Below are 21,793 nucleotides of genomic sequence, written 5' to 3' on the forward strand. Positions count from 1 at the left end.
GGCCAGGTTCGGCTGCGGGACACGGTCACGAGTACTCAACAAAACTGATTGGTCAAACCGCAATTCATTCGCCATCCTGAAACCAAATCAAAACGGAGATCTCAGATGGAGAAAGTAGCACTTATCACAGCAGGCGGCAGCGGCATGGGCGCGGATTCCGCGAGGCGGCTGGCCGCGGACGGTTTCAAGGTCGGGATTCTGTCATCCTCGGGCAAAGGCGAAGCGCTGGCGCATGAGTTGGGAGGCGTCGGTGTAACCGGCTCGAACCAGTCCACGGAGGATCTGCAAAAGCTTGTTGATGCGGCCATGGCCCATTGGGGGCGTATTGACGTTCTGGTCAATTCCGCTGGTCACGGCCCCCGTGCCCCGATCCTTGAGTTGACGGACGAAGATTGGCACACCGGTATGGATGTCTATTTCATGAATGCCGTCCGCCCTTCGCGGCTTGTGACGCCGATCATGCAAGCGCAGGGCGGTGGATCGATCATCAATATCTCAACCTTCGCCGCGTTCGAACCTGACCCGGTTTTCCCGACCTCGGGCGTGTTTCGCGCCGGGCTGGCCGCCTTCACCAAACTGTTCTCGGACAAATACGCTGCCGAAAACATCCGCATGAACAACATCCTGCCCGGTTTCATCGACAGCCTGCCCGAAAAAGAAGAATTCCGCGCACGCATTCCCATGGGGCGCTATGGGCGCAGTTATGACGAGGTCGCTTCGGTCGTGGCCCTGCTGGCATCCGAAGGAGGTGGCTACATCACCGGGCAGAATATCCGGGTTGATGGTGGCATCACCCGCTCGGTCTGAATTTCAGAACCGCGCCTTTATCAGATGCGTCAGTGCCGCACCGGATTCAAAAAAGGCGCGGCGCACGCGCGTCCAGCTTTCGCGATGCTCACGCACCGCAGGAACGGGCAAAAGCGAGGGGTCACCTGCAAGAAGACTTTCGGCCATCATTCGACCGAACACCGTGCCGGGGCCGATACCACGGCCGGAATATCCGTGCGCGGCCAGAGCGTTGGGGCCAATCTGCGTGATTTTCGGGATATGGTCCGAGGTCATGGCAATCCGCCCGTGCCAACCCTGTTCAAACGGCTGATCTGCAAGCTGAGGATAAAGGTTGGCCAGTTTGCGTCGGACCCAGCTGACATGCACACTGCGACCTGCATTCCCCAGATCGCCCATGCCGCCAATGATCATCCGCCCCGCCTGATCCAGCCGGAACGACGTCATGATCAGCCCGGTATCCCAACACCCTTCTGCCTGCGGCAGGATGCTGGCGCGCAGATTATGCGACAGCGGGGTCGTTGCGTATTGAAAATAATAAACGGGAACATAGGCGGGCGCAGTATCTGGCAAGCCAAGGTGATAGGCGTTGGTTGCCTGAATGACGGACCTCGCCCTCACGTTCCCGCCCGGTGTCGTCAAAACCCATTGCCCACCTTCGTGCCGAAGGGTCTGCACCGGGCTTTGTTCATGGATCTGCGCCCCGGCCTGAGACGCGGCACGCGCCAATCCCATGACATAAGCCAAGGGTTGTATGGTTCCTGCGCGAGGATCGAACAACGCCCCATGGAAAGCATCGCTGCCGGTCCGGTCACGGGCCTGATCCGCCGACAGCAGATCTACCGGCGCGCCGGACCCGCTTAGCTGCGCGTGGCGCGTTTGCAGGTTCTTCAGCCCCGAGGCGGAATGCGCGCAATGCAGGGTTCCATTGCGAAGGGGTTCGCATGTGATGCCGTGTTCGTCAATCAGGGAAAAAACGTCTGATGGTGCTTTGCCCAGCAGATCGATCAGGCGATCGCCAGCCTCTGCACCGATATGCGCGCGGATGTCATCCGGTGGCAACCACAGCCCGGCATTGACCAGACCGACATTGCGCCCCGACCCGCCAAATCCGATCTTCTGCGCTTCCAGCAAACAGACCGAAGCGCCGGAACGGGCTGCCGTCAAGGCAGCTGAACACCCGGTATATCCGCCACCTATGATGGCCAGATCAACGGTTGTGTCACTGTTCAGCGGCAGAGCTGTGACTGCTTCGGTACATGTAGTCCGCCACAGGGCTTGTTCGGGATCGTTCACGTCAGACCTCTGAGTCTTTTCGGCGGATCATCATACCGCTGCACGTCCTTTGCAAGTGGGCAACTGCGGTCGGGTCAGCAACGAAAAAACCCCGCAAGCACGGGCCTGCGAGGTCCAACAGAAGCGAACATTCCGTCAGGAATGATGACATCCGGCAAGAGGCTGCCTGGATACCTTCAGACGTCGAGCGACCTTGCAATCACCTCTTTCATGACCTCGTTCGTGCCGCCGTAAATCATCTGCACGCGCGCGTCTGCGTAGAGGCGGGCAATCGGATACTCCATCATAAAACCGTAACCGCCGAACAGCTGCAGGCATTCGTGCATGATTTCGTTCTGCACCTCCGAGCCCCAGTATTTGGCCATCGAGGCGGTTGCCGCGTCCAGTTCGCCTGCCTCGAGCTTGCCGATACAGTCATTGACGAAACTGCGCAGCACCTCGGCCTTGGTCTTGCATTCTGCAAGCTTGAAACGCGTGTTCTGGAAATCCATCACCCGCTGACCGAACGCTTTGCGCTCCTGCACGTACTTTACCGTTTCGGCAATGGCAAAATCGATCGAACCCAGCGCCATGATCGCGATGTTCAGCCGTTCCCACGGCAGTTGCTTCATCAGCTGGTAAAACCCCTGCCCTTCCTCGGGGCCCAACAGGTTTGTCATCGGCACTTTGACATCTTCGAAGAACAGCTCGGCCGTGTCGTTGCCCTTCATCCCCAGTTTCTTGAGGTTGCGCCCCCTGCGAAACCTCTCGGCCCCTTCGGTTTCGACCACGATCAATGACACACCCCGCGCGCCCTCGGACTTGTCAGTCTTGGCGGCCACGATGATCAGATCCGCCGTCTGGCCATTCGTGATGAAGATTTTCGAGCCATTCAGCCGGTAGGAGTTTCCGTCCTTCTCGGCCGTTGTGCGCACAGCCTGAACATCCGAGCCGGTGCTGGGTTCCGTCATGGCAAGTGCGCCGACCATCTCACCCGAAGCCAGTTTGGGCAGCCATTTCCGTTTCTGATCTTCGCTGCCATAGGCGATAAGATAATGGGTCACGATCGACTGAATACCATAGCCCCAGCCAGCGTCGCCCCGTGCGCCCTGTTCGTACGCGGTGATTGCGTCAAAGCCCATACCGCCGCCGACGCCGCCATATTCTTCGGGGATTGCACCAGCCATCAGGCCGGTTTCACCAGCCTTGCGCCAGAAGTCGCGATCAACGGCCCCGTTTTCAACCCAGGTTTCAATATTCGGTGACAGTTCATCATCCATGAATCGGCCAGCCATATCCGCAAACATGCGGTGTTCGTCAGTGATCCATGCCGCGGTCGAAGTGAAAAGTGACATCAAAGGCTCTCCAATCTGTCTTTCGCGAAAGCCTAGCGTTCAGCCCGATTCCCGCCAATCCACGTGACGTGGCGTTCCGACTTCGAACAACGCAACGTTTCTTTGCTAGGTAACTTTGAGAACCTGCTTGTTTTAAAGGAAATTAACTCAGCGCCAATGCCAGCAATTGCTGTGCCGCATCTCTGGCGTCTTCCGCAGGATCACAATTCTTGAGCAAAACCGCAGACACGATTGCCCCTTCCTGCAACAACACGATCTGGCTGGCGAGTTTCTGAGGATCACGCGCACCAGCCTGTTCGGCGACGGACGTGAAATGCTCCAGCAACAGCTGTTTATGTTCGGCTGCCTGCACATGGATCGGATGGTCTGTTTCCTGATATTCAGCCCCGGCCTTGATGAACATGCAGCCCCGGAACCCATCTTCCTCGAACCATTCCTTCAAGGCATCAAAACTGACGATGAGTTGCTCGGCCGGTGTATCCGACATCTCATCAATGCGCTGATAGAACCACTCGCGAAAATTCTCATCCCGCAGGCGCAGAGCGGCTACAATCAGGTCTTCTTTAGTACGGAAATGTTTGTACATCGACGTTTTCGACACGCCCGTTTCCGCCACCAGCTTATCCATGCCGGTCGCGTGAAACCCGTCGCGGTAAAAAACCTTCAGGGCTTTGCGGACAAGTTCATCCCGTTTGTTTGGACGCATGATTCGGCTCCATGGTGTACCGCTCTGTACATATTACCCCGAAACATGAAGTACAACCGGCCCCGCCCAAAGCATTGTTTTCATTATAATTCATGACTCACCTTAAACTGCGAGGAAAATTTTCAGCTTTTCCTCTTGCAAAAGTTAACAGATCGGTACACTTTATTGCTAAGTTTACCGATCAGTACACCAGAGGATTTGACCGATGAAACGTCGCGCCAGCATTTTCCCCCCTCAGTACGTTCCATTTCTTCTGACACTGGCCATTCTTGCCGCTTCTCTGACCTGAAAGCCCCCTGCACCATGTCTCGACCCCCTCTTCCCCCGTTCACATTGGAAACTGCCACGCAAAAAGTGCGCATGGCAGAGAATGCCTGGAACAGCCGCGATCCCGACCGCGTCACCCCCGCATACACAGATGACAGTCAGTGGCGAAACCGGGCGGAATTTCTGTCAGGGCATGACGAAATTCACGCCTTCCTAAGCCGTAAATGGCACAAGGAGCTGGACTATCGGCTGATCAAGGAACTCTGGGCCTTTACCGGTAATCGCATCGCAGTGCGTTACGCTTACGAGTGGCACGACGATAGCGGTCAGTGGTTCCGGTCATATGGCAACGAGAATTGGGAATTTGCCGAAGACGGACGCATGTCGCATCGGCATGCCTCACTGAATGATCACCCCATAGCCGAAAGGGACCGCTTGTTTCATTGGCCATTGGGTGAACGCCCCGATGACCATCCCGAGCTGTCTGATCTGGGTCTTTGAAAGGACATACTGTGCCGCGTGCGTTTTCAGAACTGACCTTCACCCCAACCGTCCGCGCCCATCAGGAGCGGATGGGATCGGCAAAAACCTATGCCAAATTCATTGAAGGTGGCCCGCAACAGGGCCATCTGATCGGCGAACCCGAAAAACAGTTCATTCAGGCACGCGACGGGTTTTATCAATCCTCGGTGTCTGAAACAGGCTGGCCTTATGTGCAGTATCGCGGCGGGCCGGTCGGGTTTCTGAAAGTACTGGGTCCGCAAACTATCGGATATGCCGATTTTTCAGGCAACAAACAGTATATCTCGCGTGGGAATCTGGATGGCAACGATCGGGTCGCGATGATCCTGATGGATTATGCCAATCAACACCGTTTGAAGATCCTGGGGCGTGTCGAATTCACGGAAGGTCAAGCAGCGGCAGCCAGCTTGTATCCGGAAGGGGCCGAAGCCCCCGCAGAGCGGGCCGCGATCATTCGAGTTGAGGCGCTTGACTGGAACTGCCCGCGCCACATCACGCCGCGTTTCACCGAAGCCGAACTGCGCCCGCATCTAAACAGTTTAGGCCAGCAACTGGCCCAGTTGCAGGCCGAAAATGAAAGGCTGAGACAAGAGCTGTCAAAGCTCTCGTGATGCGCAAGACACCGCAAATTTTGTTGAGTTTTTACAGGGAATAATCCAATGGTTCGTTCGGTCTTTCAGCTTTCTGCGGCGTGCCTTGCCGGAGCAGCCCTGATCCTTATGATCATGATGTTTGGTTTTTTTGTCTCACCCAGCGCCGTCCGGACATCACCACCTTCTGTGTTCAGCACCATCCTGTTCAACCATTTGCAGCAATAGCAATGCTGCGCGTTCAACCGCGACAGGCCTGAACCATCGCTTCGATACCGGCTGCACAAAAAGCGATCAGGCGTTCCACCTCTGACACTCCGCCGCCTTGCGACAAAGCCCCGACCCGCCAGCCACTGTTGAGATGCGCCAGCATTGCCGACACGGAATAGATCTGGCCGCTGGCCAGCAGCGCAGGGTCAACATCCGGATAAAGCGCAGCGATTTCGTCGATAAAATGCCGGGCGGTCGGGTCGAAACACTCAGCCGCGATATCGCGCCAGCGGGGATCGACCGAGACATGCGCCACAAGGCGCCCATACGCCATCCATCCCGAACCGCCTGTTTCTGCCAGTTCCACATAAGGCCGGATAAAACTGTCCAGAATGCTGCGCAATGTTAGCGGGCCTGCTTTTCTTGCCTTGGCCAGCGCATCGGTTCTGATTTGTGCCAGCTTGCCCGCACGGCGTTCGATCGCTCGAAAAAACAGCTCCTCCTTGCCGCCACCATGGTGATGAACAAGGCCAACCTGAACGCCTGCAAGCGCAGCGATATCGCGGATCGACGCGCCTTCGAATCCGCGTTCGGCAAAGACTGTTTCGGCCGCATCCATGATCCGCGCTTTGGTTTTCAAAGACCGCTTGGACGGTGCCCTTTGTCTTGGTTTTTCTACGTTTTTCAGCGCCATGAAATTCATCTTGCCTTATTTTGGTCGTTCGTTCAATTTAAACCTCACGAACTTTGGGAGGGTTCATGACAGAAACGCGCGACACATTCGCCCTGATTGGGGCGGGGCCAATGGGTTTGGCCGCGGCCAAGGTGCTGAAAGAACAGGGAATCGCATTTCAGGGGTTTGAGTTGCATTCGGATGTGGGCGGTCTATGGGACATCGATGCCCCACGATCAACCATGTACGAGTCGGCGCACCTGATCTCATCCAAGCGTATGACCGAATTTGCGGATTTCCCCATGGATGACGCGGTTGCCGAGTACCCCTCGCACCGGGCGATGCGCGACTATTTCCGCGCATTTGCGGACCGTTTCGGGTTGCGAGAGGGTTACAAATTCAATGCGGAAGTCACTCAGGTCGCTCCGCTGGGCAATCCGGGTGACGGTTGGCGCGTGTGCTGGCGGGATCAGGATGGCGCCCATCGGGCCGAATTCGCCGGCGTACTCATTGCGAACGGCACCCTGTCGGAACCGAATGTACCCAGCTTTCCGGGTACATTTGACGGCGAGTTGGTCCATGCCTCGCAATATCGGTACCCAAGCCAATTCGACGGCAAGCGTGTGCTGGTCGTGGGCGCAGGCAACTCCGGCTGTGACATCGCAGTCGACGCCATCCACCACGCGAAACGCTGCGATCTGTCGATGCGGCGCGGGTATTATTTCGTCCCGAAATACGTCTTTGGCAAACCCGCTGACACAATGGGCGGAAAGATCCGTCTGCCGATGTGGCTAAAGCGTAAGGTCGACAGCCTGATCCTTGGCTGGTTTGTCGGTGATCCGCAGAAATACGGCTTTCCCAAACCGGATTACAAGCTGTACGAAAGCCACCCCGTGGTGAATTCGCTGGTTCTGTATCACGCAGGCCATGGCGATCTGAGCATCCGCCCGGATATTAAACGGCTGGAAGGTCACACCGTGCATTTCAAGGACGGCTCCTGCGACGACTATGACATGATCCTCGCCGCGACCGGATACAAACTGCATTACCCGTTCATCGACAAAGGCCTGCTGAACTGGCAGGGCGACGCCCCGCATCTGTATCTGAACACGATACATCCCGAACGGGACGATCTGTTCGTGCTGGGCATGGTCGAAGCCACGGGCCTGGGCTGGCAGGGCAGGCACGAGCAGGCCGAGATGGTGGCGCGCTACATCAAGGGGCTTCGACACGGCTGCCACGTGGCGGCCGATCTGCACGCAGAAAAGCAAAAAGGTTATGCGCGCGCCACCGGAGGCATGAACTACATCGACCTGCCCCGCATGGCCTATTACGTGGACAAGAATACCTACAGAAAGGCTGTCACCGGCTGGATCGACCGGCTGCGGAAGGCCGCCGCGTGAGTGGTATTGACCAGATCACACTGAATTTCAGTCCGGCGTCTCTGACGCTGTTGAATGCTATTCTGGCAATCGTGATGTTCTCGATTGCCATCGACCTTACGCCTCGGGATTTTGACCGTTTAAGGCGCGCACCCAAACCAGTGGTTGTCGGATTGTTTTCACAACTCGTCGTCCTACCTGCGCTGACCTTTGTGATGGTGTGGATTGCAGCACCGCAACCGTCAATTGCGCTTGGCCTGATCCTTGTCGCGGCCTGCCCAGGGGGCAATATCTCGAACTTCATCACCCACCGCGCGGGCGGGAATGCAGCGCTTTCGGTGTCGATGACAGCCTTCGCCACCATCTGTGCGATCTTCATGACACCTTTCAATATTGCGCTTTGGGGTGGGCTTTACCCTCCGACCCGCGCAATCCTGCAACAGACCCAGATCGACCCAATGCTGATCGCAATCCTGGTCGGTTTGATGCTGATCCTGCCGCTGGTTTTGGGAATTACGCTGAATCAACGCCTCCCCGCCTTGACGGCACGGTTGCGCGCACCGCTGCAACTTCTGTCGATGGGTATCTTTGCTGGGTTTATCGTACTTGCTCTGGCTGCCAACTGGGGGTTTTTCCTTGGGTTTGCCTGGGCTGTTGCCGGGCTTGTAATCCTTCACAATGCCCTGGCGCTGGGGGGGGGTTGGGTTGTGGCCACTCTGACCGGGCTGTCCCCCTTCGATCGCCGCGCCATCACCATTGAGACCGGCATTCAAAACTCCGGACTTGGGCTCGTCCTGATCTTTGCGTTCTTCAACGGTCTTGGCGGCATGGCCGTAGTCGCTGCATTCTGGGGAGTATGGCACGCTATCTCGGGCCTGGCTTTGGCTTCGTTCATGGCACGAACCGAGGCCGCGCGATGACCCGCATCCTGATTACCGGCGCTGCCGGGATGGTCGGGCAAGCGCTGTTGCCCGAACTTGTTGGGCACGAGGTCTTTGCAACCGATCTGAAACGCCCGGTTAACCTGCCGGAAGACGCCTCATTTTTGTCCATGGATGTTACAACCGACGCTCCTGCACGTGTGATTGCCAAGGTGAATCCGGATGTGATTGTGCATTTGGCTTCAGTCGTGACGCCGCCGCCAAAGATGGGGCGCGCCGCAGCCTATGCTGTCGATGTCGAAGGCACGCGAAATGTGGTGAATGCCGCCATCGCAAACGGGGTGCGCAGATTGGTCGTTACGTCTTCCGGTGCCGCTTATGGCTATCATTCAGACAATCCTGTGCCGTTGCGCGAAGGCGATCCATTGCGCGGCAACCCCGAGTTTCCTTATTCAGATCACAAGCGTCAGGTCGAAGAGATTTTGGCCGAAGCCCGCAGAACCGCCCCCGATCTTGAGCAGGTTGTTCTGCGTGTGGGTACGGTTCTGGGGGCTGGAACCGAGAACCAGATCACCGCCCTGTTTCGAAAGCCCCGGTTGCTGGCGGTGTCCGGCAGCGAAAGCCCGTTTGTCTTTATCTGGACCCGGGACCTGGTACGCATCCTTCAGCGCGCAGCAACCGACGGGCCAGCCGGGATTTACAACGTCGCCGGTGACGGCACGATGGGTGTGAACGACTTGGCGCGCGCCATGGGAAAACCGGTTCTGCGTCTGCCCGCATGGGTGCTGAAAGCGGCCTTGGTCGTGGCGCGCCCACTGGGATTATCTCGCTATGGGCCGGAACAGGTAAGGTTCCTTCAATATCGGCCAGTTCTGGATAATTCTGCCCTGAAATCTGAATTCGGCTATGTGCCCGAAAAGTCCAGCGCCGAGGTTTTTGCGCTCTGGCAACGGCAGGCCGGATTATGAAGACCGCGGTCATCTCTGGCGGTGCGGGCGGTTTGGGACTGGCTTTAAGCCGTGCATTGCAAGCCCGTGGGTGGCGGGTGGTGCTGTTGGATCTTGATGTGTCCGGCCTGCAAACAGAACAGAACCAACTGCCAATTGCCTGTGATCTGACTGACCCCGAACAGCTTGCCAACGCAGCTCAAAGGGCGATCACGTCAAGCGGCAGCATTGATCTGGTCATCTACAACGCCGGGGTTACGCAAATTCGGGGGTTTGACCGGTCTGACACGGCCAGTCACCGTGCACTGTTTGATATCAACTATTTTGCAGCCGTTGAAATGGCCCGCGTATTCTTGCAGCCTCTCCGCGCGTCAAAGGGAACACATCTGGCGATCTCGTCGGTGGCTGGTTTCGCTCCGCTCTGCCATCGCACGGCTTATGCAGCCTCAAAACACGCGCTTGAGGGTTTTTTCAAATCGCTTCGATCCGAAGAAAAGCCACATGGCGTTCAGGTTCAGATTGCAGCGCCGTCTTTTGTGGCCACCAACCCCGGCAACGCAATGGAGCAACCCGATGGAACCGCGCGCCCCGGATCGGCCAAGGACGGAATGGACGAAATGAGCCCCGAGAGTGCTGCCATGGCAATCCTGCGCGGACTGGACAAATCGCAGCCCATGATCCCGGTCGGACGCGTTGCACACCTATCGTGGTGGCTCAACCGTCTGTCCCCACGCCTGTATCAGTGCTTAATGGAGCACAACATGCGCGGGCCGGGATCGTAGAATTTTGCCGTGACCCCCTTGACCTTCCTGTCACTGGAACCCCCATCTGGAGGGCAGACAACCACGTGGGATGAGTCGCATGGCGCAAAAAGCACTGACAGAACTGAAAATCACCGGCATGGGATGCGCATCCTGTGTGGGCCGTGTCGAGGCTGCACTGCGTGATGTGTCTGGTGTTGATGCGGCCTCGGTCAATTTCGCGACCAAAACGGCGCAGGTGGCATTTGACGGGCCGGTTTCGGCCCTGACAGCGGCGCTGGATGCAGCTGGCTATCCGGCTGAAACAAGCCATTCAGATCTGAGCATCGAGGGCATGAACTGCGCATCCTGCGTTGGCAAGATCGAGCGCGCGTTGGCTTCCACCGCTGGCGTGATCGAAGCGCAGGTCAATCTGGCAACTCGGACAGCTACGGTGACTTACGCCACAGCTGCAACTACGCCCGAGGCGCTGGCTCAGGTTGTTACCGGAATTGGATACCCCGCGCGTATCCAAGGCGTTGCGGAACCAGAAAGCCGGGAAGACGATGAAATTCAGCGGCTGGTCCGTTCCACAATACTGGCAGCGGCACTAGCCCTGCCCGTATTCATTCTTGAGATGGGCGGGCACATGATCCCCGCCTTCCACCATTGGATACAGGCGACCATTGGAACGCAGACGAGCCATTTGATTCAATTTGCCCTGACCTCGGCTTTGCTTATCGGACCGGGCCGTGTGTTTTACCGCAAAGGTATCCCGTCGCTGTTGCAGGGCACGCCGGACATGAACGCGTTGGTAGCGCTTGGGACCGGCGCGGCTTATCTGTATTCGGTCACGGCCACATTCGCGCCCGGCCTGCTGCCGCAAGGTACCGCCAATGTCTATTTCGAAGCGGCCGCGGTGATCGTGGTTCTGATCCTTCTCGGCCGGTTGATGGAGGCGCGTGCCAAAGGCAAAACAGGTGCTGCGATCCGAAAACTGGTGGGTTTGCAACCAAAAACCGCGCGGGTCGAACTGGATGGACAGATACAGGACCGGCCAATCGCCGAAATTGTTGTCGGAGATATCCTGCACATCCGCCCCGGCGAGCGTGTACCGGTGGATGCCGAAGTGCTTGAAGGCACCTCTTACGTCGATGAAAGCATGATCACGGGCGAACCAGTGCCTGTTGGCAAGTCGGCAGGCGCGCCTGTTGTCGGCGGCACCGTGAATGGCACCGGCGCTTTACGGGTAAGCGCTACCCGCGTCGGCGGCGACACGGCTCTGGCACAGATCATTCGTATGGTGCAGCAGGCGCAGGGCGCGAAGCTGCCGATCCAGGGGTTGGTGGATCGGATCACCTATCGCTTTGTTCCTGCGGTCATCGCTGTTGCGGTGATCACTGTCGCGCTCTGGCTGATCTTCGGCCCCAGCCCGGCCCTTCCCCTGGCGCTTGTCGCAGGTGTTTCAGTTCTGATCATCGCCTGCCCCTGCGCTATGGGGTTGGCGACCCCAACCTCGATCATGGTGGGCACCGGGCGTGCGGCAGAACTCGGGGTTTTGTTCCGCAAGGGGGATGCGTTGCAACAGCTTCAGCAGGCGCGCGTCATTGCGTTGGACAAGACCGGAACCCTGACGCTGGGGCGCCCCGAACTGGACAGCGTGACAACGGCGAAAGGATTTGACCGGGAGGAGGTTCTGCGGCTGACTGCAGCCCTTGAGGCACGGTCGGAACACCCTATCGCATCCGCCATCACCCGCGCGGGGCCCGCGACACTGCCAGAGGTATCGGATGTCCGTTCGCTTACCGGGCTTGGCCTGCAAGGGTTGGTTGAAGGCCGCGACGTGTTGATCGGGTCGCACCGGTTGATGCAGCAGCGTGGGATCACCCTTGGAGCCCTAGCGGATGAGGCAGAAGCCCGTGCCGCACAGGGGGCAACCCCTCTGTTCGTCGCTCTGGATGGGCAGGCAGCGGCCACTTTGTCCGTTTCCGACCCGATCAAGCCCGGCACAGTGGAAGCGCTGGAACGGTTGCACCAGATGGGTTTGACCGTGGCCATGATCACGGGTGACAACGCACGCACGGCGCGGGCTCTGGCCGACCGGCTGGGGATTGATCATGTCACTGCCGAGGTACTGCCTGATGGCAAGGTAGACGCAATCACGGCCTTACGGGACCGGTTCGGAGTGCTGGCCTTTGTCGGTGACGGGATCAACGACGCCCCCGCTCTGGCGGCGGCTGATATCGGCATCGCCATCGGAACCGGCACGGATGTGGCCATCGAAACAGCCGACGTTGTCCTCATGTCCGGTGATTTGCGGGGCGTCGCGAATGCGACCGAGATCAGCCGCCGGACAATGAGGAATATTCGCCAGAATTTGGGCTGGGCCTTCGGATACAATGTCCTTCTGATACCGGTGGCTGCCGGTGCGCTGTACCCGTTTGGCGGCTATCTGCTGTCCCCAGCGCTGGCAGCTGGTGCAATGGCACTGTCGAGCGTTTTTGTGGTCTCGAATGCGCTGCGCCTGCGCCGTATTCGCGCTAGCGTGCCGGAAGCCTCAGGTACGGCCACCAAAGAGGTGCGCGCATGAATATCGGAGATGTTTCCACGCGCACCGGCCTGCCCGCCAAGACGATCCGGTATTATGAGGACATCAACCTGATCAAACCAATGCGCGACGACAATGGCTACCGCCGGTTTCGCGACCAGGACGTGCACAAGCTGAACTTTCTGGGCCGCGCCCGGGCGCTTGGGTTCACCATCGAGGATTGCCGGACCCTGCTGGCACTCTACGAAGATGAAACCCGTGCCAGTGCCGACGTTAAACAGGTTGCACGCGATCATCTTGTTCAGATCGAAACCAAGATCGCTGACCTGAACGCCATGCGCGATACGCTGAGCCATCTGATCGAGGCCTGCGCTGGGGACGACCGGCCCGATTGCCCAATCCTGCGAGATCTGGGCGGGAAAGGCTGACTTGGGGTTGCCCTTTGGGCGCAGCTTTGATTTGTCTTCGCCAGAGATTTCGGTCAGGCCTGTTTCGCTAAAGCCGACCGAACAGCGGAGAGGATCACAAAATGGCAAAAGTCGCGTTCCTTGGCCTTGGTGTCATGGGCTATCCCATGGCCGGACATCTGCAAGCCGCAGGCCATGACGTCACCGTTTACAACCGTACGACCACCAAGGCCGAAGCCTGGGTCGCGCAGCATGGCGGCGCGACGGCCGCCACTCCGAAAGACGCCGTCAAGGGTGCTGAGTTTGTCATGGCCTGCGTCGGCAATGACGACGACCTTCGCGCGGTTTGCACCGGAGAGGATGGCGCGTTTCAGGGCATGTCCGACGGGGCCATTTTTGTCGACCACACGACAGTTTCAGCAAAGGTCACACGCGAGCTCTACGCTGCTGGCCAATCTCAGGGTATCGCTTTTGTAGACGCCCCTGTTTCGGGTGGTCAGGCAGGTGCTGAAAACGGCGTTCTCTCGATAATGTGTGGCGGTGATCAGGCAGCTTATGATGCGGCTGAGCCGGTGATGAATGTCTATTCCAAAATCTGCCGTCGACTCGGAGCCAGCGGCGCGGGCCAGATGACCAAGATGTGCAACCAGATCGCGATTGCCGGTCTGGTTCAGGGTCTCAGCGAAGCCTTGCACTTTGCCGAAAAAGCGGGCCTGGACGGGAAGGCCGTTGTTGAGGTGATCAGCCAGGGTGCGGCTGGCAGCTGGCAGATGTCAAACCGGTATGAAACCATGCTGAATGATCAGTTCGAACATGGCTTTGCTGTGGACTGGATGCGCAAGGATCTGGGGATTTGTCTGGATACGGCCAATGAAACCGGTGCGTCTCTGCCGGTGACCGCTCTGGTCGATCAGTTCTACAAGGACGTGCAGAAACTGGGCGGCGGGCGATGGGACACGTCATCGCTGTTCAAACGTTTGCGTGCCTTGGATTAAGGGGTCGGGGGGCTGTCTGCCCCCTCTTGTCCCTTTGGGCCAATTCACCCCCGAGGATATTTTCGGCCAGATGAAGAGGATCCCGGATGAGCGGGACGGAGAAAGGCATGAACGATTTGGTGAACTTCTGGGCGGACGCGCTGCGCCAAAACTGGGGGCTGGACGCACGGTTGACCCGGCTGGATGGCGAATATGATCTGAACTTTCTGGCGCAAGCCACAAATGGTCAGGACTATGTGCTGAAAGTCATGCGCGCGGGGTGCGATGCGGGTCTGGTAGATCTTCAGATCGAAGCACTCGCGCATATCGCCTCGGAAGCTCCCGGGTTGCCGTTTCCAAAGGTGTTCCCGGCGTTGAACGGCGCAATGTTGCCGGAAATTTCCGATTCCGAAGGGAAGTCGCGGCTGGTGTGGTTACAGGAACGCCTGCCCGGGCTTTGCTATGCAAAAGCGAACCCGAAATCCGAAGAACTGATCCTGAAATTGGGTCGTGTTCTGGGCGCAACGGATCGCGCTCTGGAGGGGTTTCAGCATGAAGCTTTGCACCGCCCGGATTTCAAATGGGACCTGGCGCAAGCGGGTTGGATCAGTGACAAGCTGGGCGCTATCAGCGATCCCGCGCGTCGGGCGTTGCTTCGGGATATCTGCAACGATTTCACGGCGATCACGGATAGGCTCGAAGGCCTGCCGAAACAGGCCATTCACAACGACGCCAATGACTATAACATTCTGGTTGAAGGTGAATTGGGTGAGCGGAGGCAGGTTTCCGGCCTGATTGATCTGGGTGACATGTGTGCGGCACCGCGCGTCTGTGATCTTGCGATCGCCGGGGCCTATGTGGTGCTAGATCATGCCAGACCCGAGCGGGCATTGACTGCCCTTGTGCGGGGATACCATGCCGCAAACCGGCTGCAAGCCGAGGAGATCGACCTGATCTGGCCGCTGCTGCGGATGCGATTGGCAGTGTCTGTCCTCAACTCGACCCTGATGGCAGTCGAAAACCCGGACGACCCATATGTGACAATCTCTCAGGCACCTGCGTGGCGGTTTCTTGAGAATGCATCCGTCAATGGCGGGCTGATGTCTGCGCGTCTTCGGGCAGCGTGCGGGCTGCCGGTCGTGGACGGCGCAGAACGCATCCATGCGTATCTGCAAGGACATCGCGGCCGGTTTTCCCAGATGTTCGGTCAGGACCTAAGCGATACTCCGATGGGGTCGTTGTCAGTCGAGAATTGCGTGTGGCCCCAGAACCCTTTCCACATGCCATTGGCCGAGGCCGCACGTGTTGGCGAGGAATACGGCGAAGGGCTGTGGCTGGGCTATTACAACGAACCCCGCCTGATTTATGCCGAGCCAGGATTTCGCAAAGGGCCATGGAAAGCCTCGGACCGGCGAACAGTGCATCTGGCGGTGGATGTGTTTGCACCCGCAGGGACGGTGCTGCACGCGCCAATGAGCGGTCGGGTCGAGGTGGTCGAGAACCGAGATCAGCACCTCGATTACGGTGGGGTAATTATCCTGCACCATGAAACGCCCGAGGGCGATCCGTTCTACACACTCTATGGTCATCTTGACCCGGAATGCTGTGACCGGTTGAAACCCGGTGATCCGGTGGCACAGGGGTCGGCGTTTGCCCGATTGGGCGACGCCAGCCAGAATGGCGGATGGGCCCCACATGTGCATTTCCAGCTGGCGTTGACAACCAATGGCATGGAAGCGGATTGGCCCGGTGTCGGCGACCCGGATGAGATGGAGCTATGGCACGCAGTTTGCCCGAACCCGGCGGCCTTGCTGAACCTGCCGGATGACAAGGTGTTCTACCAACCCACCGACAAGCAGGCGATCCTGCAAGGCCGCCGCGATCACTTTGGTGGCAACCTGTCGCTGACTTATGATGACCCTGTCATGCTGGTACGCGGGTGGAAACATCACCTGTTTGACGAATGGGGCCGCCCCTATCTGGACGCCTATAACAACGTCCCTCATGTGGGTCATGCGCATCCCCGTATTCAGGCAGTGGCGGCGGATCAGTTGAAGCGGATGAACTCAAATACCCGCTACCTGCATCCGGCACAGACAGCTTTTGCTGACAAGATCCTGTCCAAACTGCCCGATCACTTCGAGGTCTGCTTCTTCGTCAATTCCGGAACTGAAGCCAACGAACTGGCCCTGCGGCTTGCCCGTGCCCATACCGGGGCCAAGGGGATCGTGACACCAGACCATGGCTATCACGGCAATACGAATGCGGCTGTGGCGATATCGGCTTACAAGTTCAACAAACCGGGCGGCATCGGGAAAGCCGACTGGGTTGAACTGGTTGAAGTTGCAGACGACTATCGCGGTTCGTTCAAGCGTGACGATGCGGATCGGGCGCAGAAATTTGCTGATCTTGTGGACCCGGCCATTGCTGCCTTGCAGGACCGGGGTCAGGGTCTGGCCGGGTTCATCGCCGAAACTTTCCCGTCTGTCGGTGGACAAATCATTCCGCCCAAAGGTTACCTGCCTGCGGTTTATGAAAAAATCCGTGCCGCCGGGGGTGTCTGCATAGCAGATGAGGTACAGACCGGTCTGGGTCGCCTGGGTGAGTATTACTTTGGATTTGAACATCAGGGCGCGCTTCCTGATATCGTGGTGATGGGTAAACCCATTGGTAACGGGCACCCTCTGGGTGTGCTGGTGACGACGCGGGCGATTGCCGACAGCTTCAATAACGGGATCGAATTCTTCTCGACCTTTGGCGGATCGACGCTGTCTTGCCGGATCGGCAAGGAAGTATTGGACATCGTCGATGACGAAGGCCTGCAGGACAATGCGCGTCAGATGGGTGACCGCCTGAAAATCGGGCTGCGCCAGATCGAAGCCGACTTTGGTTGCGTTGGCGATGTACGGGGCATGGGACTGTTTCTGGGTGTTGAGCTGATCAATCCCGACGGAACCGAAGGAACCGAGATTTGCAGCTATGTCAAAAATCGGATGCGTGATCACCGAATTCTGATCGGCAGTGAGGGACCAAAGGACAACATCCTGAAAATCCGCCCACCGCTGACGATTGAGGCCGAGGATGTGGACATGATCCTGTGGGCGCTAAGGGACGTGCTGTCCGAGGTCGGTGACTTCTCTCCTGCTCCGGTTTGCGGTCACGACCATCACCACGCGGGATGCGGGTGCTGCTGAAGGATTGACCCCGGCGCTTTGCCGGGGTTTGACCGTCCTGCAAGCACAGTCAATGCAAAACGGCAGTGCGGGTATCGTGGCCTGTCGTCGGAATCGCATTTCCCGTTGTCATACGCCGGAGCGTCAGGCCCAGTTCCTCCGACAGGGATGCCAGAGCAGGCGCAAAATCCGGGCGCACGATCAGTGACGCCATCATCATCGCGTCTTCGCGTGCCCCTTCGGATGCGGCGGCAACCATTTGGGCAAAACAACTCTCATCCGCGCCCAGACATGCACACCCCATACCGTGCCTGATTAGCGGACGTCGACAATGCGTTGCGCAAAGCGAACACAGACGATCCAGCGTCAGCATGGCGGCACGCCCATAATCTGATCCGAGCGCTATGCAAAAATCGCTCGCGACATCGGCGCGACCACTTTCACCCTGGCTCCACATCCGCAGATACATCACCGCACCTGCTTCGACAGGATCAAGGTCCGCCAGACGGCCGACCGCAGCACCGCCGCGCATTGAATGCGCGCTCATTTCGTCAGGATCAGTTTACCTGCACGGGTGATGCGCAGGGTATACAATTGGTCGCCCAACTCGATATGGGCCAAGTGGCCACCTTTGGTCAAATCCTCGGCCTTGTGCGCAGGCAGCATCGAGACAGCATAACCTTGGGTTGGGGTCGGGTTCTGTACGTTCATCGGGGCATCTCCAGAGCGAGTCGGCATGGTGCCATACCTGTTGCGTTTCGTTTTATCTGGCTGACCCGAGAGGGTTGGCTTTCCGTTCCTGTCATTAAATCTGATTATTTTAGTAAGGAATGTCAAGCGCTGTTTCAAATCAGGCGTCATTGAGCCGATTGCGCCCCTGAAAACGACGGGTTAAAACTTGGGGCGAGTATTGAAAGGCAAGCAAAACGTGACCGCAGCAGTTGTTTTTGATCTGGATGGAACGTTGGTCGACAGCGTCGGGGACCTGGCAGCAGCGGCCAATAAAACGCTGAACGGTTTGGGTCACGATCCTGTGCCCGTTGATGTGATTAGAGGGTTTGTTGGCAATGGCCTTCCCAAACTGGTCGAGCGTCTGATCCGACACTGTGATTTGCCCATGGATCGCCACGCGGAACTGACCCAACAGACACTGAATCATTACAATGCGGCGGTCAGTGCAACGACAGTGCCTTATCCCGGGGTTCTGGAGGCCCTGGAAACACTGAAACAGATGGGTTGCGTTCTTGGTATCTGCACCAACAAACCCGAAGCACCCGCACGTCACGTGCTGGAGGCGCTCAACTTATCCCGGTTCTTCGACGTTGTTTTCGGCGGTGATACATTGCCAATTCGCAAACCGGATCCGGGCCACCTGCTGGAAAGCTTCAAAGCACTTGGGACCTCGGGCACACGCTTGTATGTGGGCGACAGCGAGGTCGACGCAGAAACAGCTGTAAACGCCAAGATACCGTTTCTGCTGTTCACGGAAGGGTACCGCAAAACCCCGGTGGCCAGCATACCGCACACCGTTGCTTACAGTGCGTCGGAAACACTGCCGACACTCGTGACCAAATTGATCCAAAACTAAGTAAGTTCACTCGACACGAGTCATAAAACGAATGACTTGGGTCTTCGCGAACCCCTAAAAGTTAAGAGGGGCCGGCCGAGGGGGTGTGACCAGCCCCTCATCGGGGAAAGTAAATACCGTGTTTGTGTGTGGTAAGTACGGTAAGTCATGTTTACCCCTGATCGGCAGTTTGCGAAATTGGGGGATTCCCGTAGTTCGGCGAAAATAACTGAAAAACTGGAAAAAGCAGCACGTCAGACCACCCAATTTACCTGTGATAATTTGCCTGTAAGATAGCCCGACGGTTCGAACACTCGGTTCGCTGGTTGAATGGGTATAGGGTAACCCATGGAAAAACAGGACAGAAATCAGAGGGCGGCGCGTCTGCAAATCCTGCAGGGCATCCTGCCTATTGACCGCGCGCGCCTTCCGGCGGAAATGCTGGCTGGTCTGAGTTTTGCATGTCTCGCGATCCCCGAAGTCATGGGTTACACCAAAATCGCCGGCACTCCGGTCATGTCCGGGCTGTATACGATCCTGATTCCCATGGCTCTGTTTGCGCTGTTCGGATCGTCCCGACACCTTGTTGTCGGCGCCGACTCGGCGACAGCAGCCATCACCGCCTCGGGACTGGCGGGCTTGGCGATGTCCGGAACGTCTGAGTATCTGGCACTGGCGTCCTTGCTGGCGCTTATGGCTGGCATGCTTTTGATTGCCGCGCGTGTCATCGGGCTGGGGTTTCTGGCCGATTTTCTGTCCAGAACAGTATTGGTCGGCTTTCTGACCGGCGTGGGCATTCAGGTTGCAACGGGTCAAATCCCCGGATTGTTGGGCATCGAATCCGCTGGGCACGGAACACTTGCAAGGTTGAAGGACGTTTACTTCAACATATCCAACGTCAACTGGCCAACCGTGATCGTCTCATCAGCCGTGTTGGGCATTGTCCTGGGATGCACAAGACTGTCGCGCAAAATCCCGGGGCCATTGGTTGCCATTGTCGGGGTGATCCTGTGCAGTTGGGCCTTTTCATTCAACATTTCCGGAATCTCGGTGTTGGGAGAGGTTGCCGGCGGTTTGCCCTCGTTCTCGATCCCGGACGTGCAGTGGAGCTGGACCTTGTTCAAACAACTGCTCCCCACGGCCTTGTCCATCTTCGTTGTTATTCTGGCACAAAGCGCCGCAACATCACGGGCATACGCCTCGAGATATGATGAGACTTTCAACGAAAACACGGACCTGATCGGACTGGGTCTTGCGAATTTCGGAGCCGCATTCACGGGGACATTCGTGGTCAATGGCAGCCCCACAAAGACCGAGATGGTCGCCAGCGCCGGAGGTCGCAGCCAGGTGGCGCAACTGACAACAGTGGTAATAGTCCTGTTGGTTATCCTGTTTCTGACCAAGCCTTTAGCCTATCTTCCCACAGCAGCACTGTCGGCCATCGTTTTCCTGATCGGTCTCAAGCTGATCGACCTGCACGGAATGGCAACAATTTACAGGCAGGCCCGGTCCGAGTTCTGGGTTGCCACGGCAACCGCCACCGTGGTTGTTCTGGTTGGTGTCGAGCAAGGCGTCATTTTTGCCATGGTCCTGTCTCTGGTCGACCACACGCGCCGGGGATACCACCCGAAGAACTCGGTAATTTTGCGTACCGAGTCCGGTGGCTGGCGTTCAAGGGGATTGGAAGCACCAAACCAATTCGAGCCCGGTCTGGTAATCTACCGGTTTTCCCACGGCATGTACTACGCGAACATGCAGATATTCACCGAGGAAGTCACAACAATCGTTCAGAACGCAGACGGAAAACTGACATGGTTCTGCATCGACGCCTCGGCAATTGACGTTGTCGATTTCACAGCCGGGTTCACGTTGCGCAGTATCGCCAATTTCCTGCGATCCAAGGGGATACGGCTGGTTTTCACGCTGGTCGAGCCAGACGTGAAAGCCGAGTTGGATCGCTACGGTGTAACAGAACTGGTTGGCGAAACTGCGTTCTATGCGAACGGCAAAGCTCTGCTGGATGCCTATCACACGCGCCCAAATCCCATCTGACATAGTCACCGGTAGGTTCGCGCCTTGGACATCTTCCCGACCCCCGGATTGAAAGAGTTGGTCGGATCACAGGATTTGTAATGCGCCGCCAAATCGGGTTTGGCTTTGTACAATTGGCCCACATTGTGTTCGGCAGGATATTCAACATTGCCGCCTTCAGCGCCTTCGGCGGCGTGCCCCTATCGGGTGGTCCGGTTTGTTTGTTACTGCACCGTGGGCCTCTGGTCTATCGGGACGATTATTTCGGGCGCAGGCCGGCGGTAGCCCAACGCGCTGTGCGGCCTGACGGTGTGATAGTGGACACGACATTGCTCAATCAGGATTTGCGCCTTTCTTAGGCTGTAGAAGATTTCACCGTTGAGCAGCTCATCCCGGAACCGGGCGTTGAAGCTTATGCAATGGCCGTTCTCCTAGGGTGATCCCGGCTCGATCTAAGCCGTCTTCGCCCCGACAGCTGTGATCCACCCTCGCAGCTTCTGGGCGATAAATCCCGGCCCATTGTCGGATCTTATGTATTCCGGCGGGCCGCGGAGGATGAACAGGTCAGCCAATGCATTCAGCGCATCGGTTGAGTTGAACTTGCGATCGACACGGATCATCAGCGCCTCACTGGTGTATTCGCCAATGATGCTCAGCGTTCGATAGACGCGCCCATCAGCCAGAAGTCATGCCATGTGACAGCCAGTAAACAACTCCGAAGGGGTCCAACACGACCAGTTTGCTTGCAAATAGGTTCGG

18 protein-coding genes and 3 pseudogenes are annotated in these 21,793 nt (G+C 57.7%); 13 read left to right on the plus strand and 8 right to left on the minus strand.

All coding sequences use genetic code 11. The features are described from left to right. The first annotated feature begins 105 nt into the window (after window positions 1-105). Window positions 106-807, plus strand: a complete 702-nt coding sequence (locus tag ACR0LL_RS14185; protein WP_480482134.1) for an SDR family oxidoreductase — start codon at window positions 106-108, stop codon at window positions 805-807. Between the two features lie 3 nt (window positions 808-810). Here the strand turns inward: ACR0LL_RS14185 and ACR0LL_RS14190 are convergent, their stop codons facing one another. From ACR0LL_RS14190 to ACR0LL_RS14200, 3 genes are all read right to left on the minus strand, one after another. Beyond that, entirely contained in the window at window positions 811-2,082 is a 1,272-nt protein-coding gene (locus tag ACR0LL_RS14190) for an NAD(P)/FAD-dependent oxidoreductase (RefSeq protein ID WP_480587811.1), read from the minus strand. 176 nt (window positions 2,083-2,258) lie between these two features. Further along, a complete protein-coding gene (locus ACR0LL_RS14195; protein ID WP_480587814.1) occupies window positions 2,259-3,416 on the minus strand; it encodes an acyl-CoA dehydrogenase family protein in 1,158 nt (385 codons plus the stop codon). A 142-nt stretch (window positions 3,417-3,558) separates the two neighbouring features. Next, window positions 3,559-4,122, minus strand: coding sequence for a TetR/AcrR family transcriptional regulator (locus ACR0LL_RS14200; protein WP_480587817.1), 564 nt, complete (start codon window positions 4,120-4,122; stop codon window positions 3,559-3,561). A 303-nt stretch (window positions 4,123-4,425) separates the two neighbouring features. Between ACR0LL_RS14200 and ACR0LL_RS14205 the strand changes: the two genes are divergently transcribed. Further along, window positions 4,426-4,890 (plus strand): nuclear transport factor 2 family protein, encoded by a 465-nt coding sequence (locus ACR0LL_RS14205; protein WP_480587820.1) that lies wholly within the window; start codon window positions 4,426-4,428, stop codon window positions 4,888-4,890. 11 nt (window positions 4,891-4,901) lie between these two features. Beyond that, window positions 4,902-5,522: a pyridoxamine 5'-phosphate oxidase family protein gene (locus tag ACR0LL_RS14210; protein ID WP_480587823.1), complete on the plus strand. Its 621-nt coding sequence runs from the start codon at window positions 4,902-4,904 to the stop codon at window positions 5,520-5,522. A 220-nt stretch (window positions 5,523-5,742) separates the two neighbouring features. On the opposite strand, the gene ACR0LL_RS14215 is transcribed toward ACR0LL_RS14210, so the two are convergent. Further along, complete coding sequence (locus ACR0LL_RS14215; RefSeq protein ID WP_480587827.1) at window positions 5,743-6,405, minus strand: TetR/AcrR family transcriptional regulator; 663 nt, start codon at window positions 6,403-6,405, stop codon at window positions 5,743-5,745. 65 nt (window positions 6,406-6,470) lie between these two features. On the opposite strand from ACR0LL_RS14215, the gene ACR0LL_RS14220 reads away from it, so the two are divergent. The 8 genes and pseudogenes from ACR0LL_RS14220 to ACR0LL_RS14255 all read left to right on the plus strand — a co-directional run bounded on the left by ACR0LL_RS14220 (window position 6,471) and on the right by ACR0LL_RS14255 (window position 17,457). Beyond that, a complete protein-coding gene (locus ACR0LL_RS14220; protein WP_480587830.1) occupies window positions 6,471-7,787 on the plus strand; it encodes a flavin-containing monooxygenase in 1,317 nt (438 codons plus the stop codon). Beyond that, window positions 7,784-8,686: a bile acid:sodium symporter family protein gene (locus tag ACR0LL_RS14225; protein ID WP_480587833.1), complete on the plus strand. Its 903-nt coding sequence runs from the start codon at window positions 7,784-7,786 to the stop codon at window positions 8,684-8,686. The genes ACR0LL_RS14220 and ACR0LL_RS14225 overlap by 4 nt, the downstream gene beginning before the upstream one ends. Further along, window positions 8,623-9,615 (plus strand): SDR family oxidoreductase, encoded by a 993-nt coding sequence (locus ACR0LL_RS14230; RefSeq protein WP_480587836.1) that lies wholly within the window; start codon window positions 8,623-8,625, stop codon window positions 9,613-9,615. The genes ACR0LL_RS14225 and ACR0LL_RS14230 overlap by 64 nt, the downstream gene beginning before the upstream one ends. Further along, complete coding sequence (locus ACR0LL_RS14235) at window positions 9,612-10,376, plus strand: SDR family NAD(P)-dependent oxidoreductase (protein WP_480587838.1); 765 nt, start codon at window positions 9,612-9,614, stop codon at window positions 10,374-10,376. The genes ACR0LL_RS14230 and ACR0LL_RS14235 overlap by 4 nt, the downstream gene beginning before the upstream one ends. Window positions 10,377-10,455: 79 nt before the next feature. Next, complete coding sequence (locus ACR0LL_RS14240; protein WP_480587841.1) at window positions 10,456-12,924, plus strand: heavy metal translocating P-type ATPase; 2,469 nt, start codon at window positions 10,456-10,458, stop codon at window positions 12,922-12,924. Continuing rightward, window positions 12,921-13,310 (plus strand): Cu(I)-responsive transcriptional regulator, encoded by a 390-nt coding sequence (gene cueR / locus ACR0LL_RS14245; protein WP_480557736.1) that lies wholly within the window; start codon window positions 12,921-12,923, stop codon window positions 13,308-13,310. The genes ACR0LL_RS14240 and cueR overlap by 4 nt, the downstream gene beginning before the upstream one ends. A 95-nt stretch (window positions 13,311-13,405) precedes the next feature. Further along, window positions 13,406-14,284: pseudogene (locus tag ACR0LL_RS14250) on the plus strand (NAD(P)-dependent oxidoreductase); the annotation flags it as partial. Window positions 14,285-14,391: 107 nt separating this feature from the next. Further along, complete coding sequence (locus ACR0LL_RS14255) at window positions 14,392-17,457, plus strand: aminotransferase class III-fold pyridoxal phosphate-dependent enzyme (RefSeq protein WP_480587989.1); 3,066 nt, start codon at window positions 14,392-14,394, stop codon at window positions 17,455-17,457. A 49-nt stretch (window positions 17,458-17,506) separates the two neighbouring features. On the opposite strand, the gene ACR0LL_RS14260 is transcribed toward ACR0LL_RS14255, so the two are convergent. Both ACR0LL_RS14260 and hemP read right to left on the minus strand, forming a co-directional pair. Next, window positions 17,507-17,983 carry a hypothetical protein gene (locus ACR0LL_RS14260; protein WP_480587844.1) on the minus strand — a complete coding sequence of 159 codons (477 nt, stop codon included), beginning with the start codon at window positions 17,981-17,983 and terminating at the stop codon, window positions 17,507-17,509. Further along, window positions 17,980-18,147, minus strand: coding sequence for a hemin uptake protein HemP (hemP, locus tag ACR0LL_RS14265; RefSeq protein ID WP_209504713.1), 168 nt, complete (start codon window positions 18,145-18,147; stop codon window positions 17,980-17,982). Before hemP ends, ACR0LL_RS14260 begins: the two co-directional genes overlap by 4 nt. Window positions 18,148-18,364: 217 nt before the next feature. On the opposite strand from hemP, the gene gph reads away from it, so the two are divergent. Together gph and ACR0LL_RS14275 are read left to right on the plus strand one after the other, a co-directional pair. Then, window positions 18,365-19,024, plus strand: a complete 660-nt coding sequence (gene gph / locus ACR0LL_RS14270) for a phosphoglycolate phosphatase (RefSeq protein ID WP_480587846.1) — start codon at window positions 18,365-18,367, stop codon at window positions 19,022-19,024. A gap of 327 nt (window positions 19,025-19,351) precedes the next feature. After that, window positions 19,352-21,055, plus strand: a complete 1,704-nt coding sequence (locus ACR0LL_RS14275) for a SulP family inorganic anion transporter (protein WP_480587849.1) — start codon at window positions 19,352-19,354, stop codon at window positions 21,053-21,055. 5 nt (window positions 21,056-21,060) lie between these two features. Here ACR0LL_RS14275 and ACR0LL_RS14280 read toward each other — a convergent pair. After that, window positions 21,061-21,198 (minus strand): annotated as a pseudogene (locus ACR0LL_RS14280) (hypothetical protein); the annotation flags it as partial. A 60-nt stretch (window positions 21,199-21,258) separates the two neighbouring features. Then, window positions 21,259-21,711: pseudogene (locus tag ACR0LL_RS14285) on the minus strand (integrase core domain-containing protein); the annotation flags it as partial. Between the last annotated feature and the right edge of the window lie 82 nt (window positions 21,712-21,793).

This window comes from Ruegeria sp. AI2 (genome assembly GCF_056541275.1).